The 4,265-nt window shown below is 69.5% G+C and carries 3 protein-coding genes and 1 pseudogene; 3 read left to right on the forward strand and 1 reads right to left on the reverse strand.

Annotation, left to right across the window (positions count from 1 at the left end; translation table 11 throughout):
• Nucleotides 1-191 precede the first annotated feature (191 nt).
• Together HO151_RS00055 and HO151_RS00060 are read left to right on the forward strand one after the other, a co-directional pair.
• Nucleotides 192-1,478, forward strand: coding sequence for a PTS transporter subunit EIIC (locus tag HO151_RS00055; RefSeq protein ID WP_173894092.1), 1,287 nt, complete (start codon nucleotides 192-194; stop codon nucleotides 1,476-1,478).
• 239 nt (nucleotides 1,479-1,717) lie between these two features.
• Nucleotides 1,718-2,968, forward strand: coding sequence for a PTS transporter subunit EIIC (locus HO151_RS00060; protein ID WP_173894093.1), 1,251 nt, complete (start codon nucleotides 1,718-1,720; stop codon nucleotides 2,966-2,968).
• A gap of 120 nt (nucleotides 2,969-3,088) precedes the next feature.
• Here HO151_RS00060 and HO151_RS00065 read toward each other — a convergent pair whose 3' ends face one another.
• Entirely contained in the window at nucleotides 3,089-3,841 is a 753-nt protein-coding gene (locus HO151_RS00065; RefSeq protein ID WP_173894094.1) for an MBL fold metallo-hydrolase, read from the reverse strand.
• A 268-nt stretch (nucleotides 3,842-4,109) separates the two neighbouring features.
• Here HO151_RS00065 and HO151_RS07060 point away from each other — a divergent pair.
• A pseudogene (locus tag HO151_RS07060) lies at nucleotides 4,110-4,265 on the forward strand (type II toxin-antitoxin system PemK/MazF family toxin); the annotation flags it as partial.

Below are 4,265 nucleotides of genomic sequence, written 5' to 3' on the forward strand. Positions count from 1 at the left end.
AGTTGGCCCATCTTCGCGAGCGGTTGCGGCGCCCTTGCCGAAGGATGGCGATCACGACAGCGCAAACCGTTCGCCGACTGGTCTACACCAGTTTTGGACGGCCGCCAAACCCGCCTCGTCCCGGAGGCGCGGTGGCGCCGCGGGGGCCCGGGGACCAGGGACCCGGGGCCCAGGGACGCAGGAGGACAGCCATGAGTACCGACAGTGCGGCCGCGCCCGCGCGTTCCCGCTGGGGCGATCTGTTCCAGGGCCTGCAGAAGATGGGCCGGAGCCTTCAGCTGCCCATCGCCGTACTGCCGGCCGCGGGCATCCTCAACCGCCTGGGGCAGCCGGACGTGTTCGGGGCCGACGGCCTCGGGTGGACGGACGTCTCCAAGGTGATGGCGGGCGCGGGCAGCGCGCTGCTCGACGGTTCGCTCGGGCTGCCGCTGCTGTTCTGCGTGGGCGTTGCCATCGGCATGGCGAGGAAGGCGGACGGTTCGACGGCCCTGGCCGCCGTGGCGGGCTTCCTCGTCTACTACAACGTGCTGCGGCAGTTCCCGCAGGACTGCGCGGACGGGGCGGAGGCGGTGGCCACGGGGTGCCGGGCGCAGGACGGCACGGTGACGGCCTTCACGTACCAGAATCCCGGTGTGTTCGGCGGCATCGTCATCGGGCTGCTGGCGGCCTACCTCTGGCAGCGCTACCACCGTACGAGGCTGGTCGACTGGCTCGGCTTCTTCAACGGCCGCCGGCTCGTGCCGATCATCATGGCGTTCGTGGCGATCGCGTTCGCCGCGCTCTGCCTGTGGGTGTGGCCGCCGATCGGCCGGGGTCTGGAGGACTTCAGCGACTGGCTGGTCAGTCTGGGGGCGTGGGGCGCCGGGGTCTTCGGACTGGCGAACCGCGCGCTGCTGGTGATCGGGCTGCACCAGTTCCTGAACGTGCCCATGTGGTTCCAGTTCGGCAGTTACACGCGGCCGGACGGCACGGTGGTGCACGGGGACATCAACATGTTCCTGGCGGGCGACCCGGACGCGGGCCAGTTCACGTCCGGCTTCTTCCCCATCATGATGTTCGCGCTGCCGGCCGCGTGCCTGGCCATGGCGCACTGCGCGAAGCCGCACCGCCGCAAGGAGATCGGCGGGCTGATGCTGTCGATCGCGCTGACGTCGTTCGTCACGGGCATCACCGAGCCGATCGAGTACTCGTTCGTGTTCATCGCGCCGGTGCTGTACGCGGTGCACGCGGTGCTCACGGGCGTGTCCATGGCGGTGACGTGGGGGCTGGGCGTGCACGACGGCTTCAGTTTCTCGGCCGGTCTGATCGACTACGTCATCAACTGGAACCTGGCCACCAGACCCTGGGCGATCATCCCGATCGGTCTGGTCTTCGCGGCCGTGTACTACGCGGTGTTCCGTTTCGCGATCACGAGGTTCGACCTGCCGACGCCGGGGCGGGAGCCGGAGGAGGAGGTCGAGGACGTGACCAAGGCCTGATGACGCGCCCGTTCCCGGAGGGCCCTCGGGGAGCCCGCCGGGAGCCCGCCGGGAGCTCGCCGGGGGCCCTTCGGGTGGTTTCGGACGGATATGTGGCGACTCCTGCCACTCCGCTCCCGGCCGTAGAATCCGTGGGTTCCTTATCTCACCTTCACCGTGCTACAACAGGTCTACACCACTGAGTGGTGTAGACCACGCGGACGCTGCCCATCCGGCAGCACGCAGCACATGGAGGAACAATGACCACCGCCACAGCTCCGGCGGCCCCCACGAAGAAGTGGGGCTCCGGCCTGTTCCAGGGCCTGCAGAAGGTCGGCCGCAGTCTGCAGCTCCCCATCGCCGTGCTGCCGGCCGCCGGTATTCTGCTCCGCCTCGGACAGCCCGACGTGTTCGGCGCCGACGGACTCGGCTGGGACAAGGTGGCGTCCGTGTTCGCCACCGCCGGCGACGCGGTCTTCGCCAACCTGCCGCTGCTGTTCTGCGTCGGCATCGCCATCGGTTTCGCCAAGAAGTCCGACGGCTCCACCGCCCTCGCGGCGCTGGTCGGCTTCCTGGTCTACAAGAACGTGCTCACCGCGTTCCCGATCACCGAGGCCAAGGTCCAGGACGGCGCGGACGTCGCCGCGACCTACAACGACCCCAAGGTGTTCGGCGGCATCATCATGGGCCTGATAGCCGCGGTCACCTGGCAGCGGTTCCACCGCACCAAGCTGCCCGACTGGCTCGGCTTCTTCAACGGCCGGCGCCTCGTCCCGATCCTGATGGCCTTCATCGGCACCGCCGTCGGCGTCTTCTTCGGCCTGGTCTGGGAGCCCGTCGGCGACGTCATCACCAATTTCGGCGAGTGGATGACCGGCCTCGGCTCGGTCGGCGCCGGTATCTTCGGCGCGATCAACCGCGCGCTGCTCCCGGTCGGCATGCACCAGTTCGTGAACACGGTCGCCTGGCAGGAGATCGGCAGCTACACGGACTCCGCGGGCGCCGTCTGGCACGGTGACCTGCCCCGCTTCTTCCACGGTGACCCGACCGCAGGCCAGTTCATGACGGGCTTCTTCCCCATCATGATGTTCGCGCTGCCGGCCGCCGCCCTCGCGATCACGCACTGCGCCCGCCCCGAGCGCCGCAAGGCCGTCGGCGGCATGATGGTCTCCCTCGCGCTGACGTCGTTCGTCACGGGCATCACCGAGCCGATCGAGTTCGCGTTCATGTTCATCGCGCCGCTCCTGTACGTGATCCACGCGATCCTGACCGCCCTCTCGATGGCCATCACCTGGGCGCTGGGCGTGCACCACGGCTTCAGCTTCTCGGCCGGTGCCATCGACTACTTCCTGAACTGGAACCTCGCGACCAAGCCGTGGCTGATCATCCCGATCGGTCTGGTCTTCGCGGCGATCTACTACGTGACCTTCCGCTTCGCGATCATCAAGTTCAACCTCACCACCCCGGGCCGCGAGCCCGAGGAGGAGGTCGAGGACCTCACCAAGGCGTGAGCCCCCGGTATCCCCGGTACGACGGGAGGGCCCCGGAACCACTCGGTTCCGGGGCCCTCCCCTCGTGTGTGCGCCGTCCTCGGATGCCGGATGCCGTCCTCGGGTGCCGGATGCCGGACCTCAGATGTCGTACGTCGTCCGCGGCGTCGCCAGCTCCACCGGTCCCGCGAACGCCTCGCGGGCGTGCGCCAGGTTGACCAGGGGGTCCGTCCACGGCGGGATGTGGGTGAGGACGAGGCGGCGGGCTCCGGCGCGGGCCGCGGTCTCGCCGGCCTCGCGGCCGTTGAGGTGGAGGTCCGGGATGTCCTCCTTGCCGTGCGTGAACGCGGCCTCGCAGAGGAACAGGTCGGTGTCGCGGGCCAGTTCGTCGAGCGAGTCGCACACGCCCGTGTCCCCGGAGTACGTCAGCGAACGCCCGTCGTGCTCCACGCGGATGCCGTACGCCTCCACGGGATGGCTGACCTTCTCGGTGTGCACCGAGAAGGGGCCGATCTCGAAGGAACCCGGCTTGACCGTGTGGAAGTCGAAGACCTCGCTCATGGAGGAGGCGGAGGGGGTGTCCGCGTACGCGGTGGTGAGGCGCTGCTCCGTGCCCTCGGGTCCGTAGACCGGGATCGGATCGCAGCGGCCGCCGTCGTGGCGGTAGTAGCGCGCGACGAAGTACGCGCACATGTCGATGCAGTGGTCGGCGTGCAGATGGCTGAGGAAAATCGCATCGAGGTCGTAGAGACCGCAGTGGCGCTGCAGCTCGCCGAGGGCACCGTTGCCCATGTCGAGAAGCAGCCGGAAGCCGTCGGCCTCGACGAGGTAGCTCGAACAGGCCGATTCCGCGGACGGGAACGACCCCGAGCAGCCGACGACGGTGAGCTTCATAGAGCAGAAACCTCCGCTGGCGGGAAGTGAGACGGGGGTCGTGACGGGAGTCGTGACGAAGGTCGTCACGAAGGTCGTCACGGGAGCGTGACGAGGGTCGTACGGTCCGTCGAGCGTAAGGCGCGGGAGCGCGGGCCGCTCCTCCGCGGAGGGCCGTTGTGGGGGAACTCACCTGCGCTGTCACCGGTTCGGGGGCCTTCCGGACCGGTGGCGGGCGCGGCGGGAGCGGGCAGGCGTGGGCGGGGGCGTGCCGGGTACCGTCGTACGCATGAACACGTCGTGGTGGCTCGCGCTCGTCGCCGTGGTACTGCTCGCGGCCGTCGCGACGTTCGCGGACGGCTGGGGGCGCGGACGGAAGCCGTCCGGTTCGCGGCGGCCCGCTCGCCGTCCCGAGCGGCGGCCCACCCGGCGGCCGCCCGGGCGG

It is taken from the genome of Streptomyces sp. 8P21H-1 (assembly GCF_013302945.1).

Coding starts and splice junctions, on each gene's coding strand:
- HO151_RS00055 (WP_173894092.1), top strand. CDS start 192: ATGAGTACCGACAGTGCGGCCGCGCCCGCGCGTTCCCGCTGGGGCGAT.
- HO151_RS00060 (WP_173894093.1), top strand. CDS start 1,718: ATGACCACCGCCACAGCTCCGGCGGCCCCCACGAAGAAGTGGGGCTCC.
- HO151_RS00065 (WP_173894094.1), bottom strand. CDS start 3,841: ATGAAGCTCACCGTCGTCGGCTGCTCGGGGTCGTTCCCGTCCGCGGAA.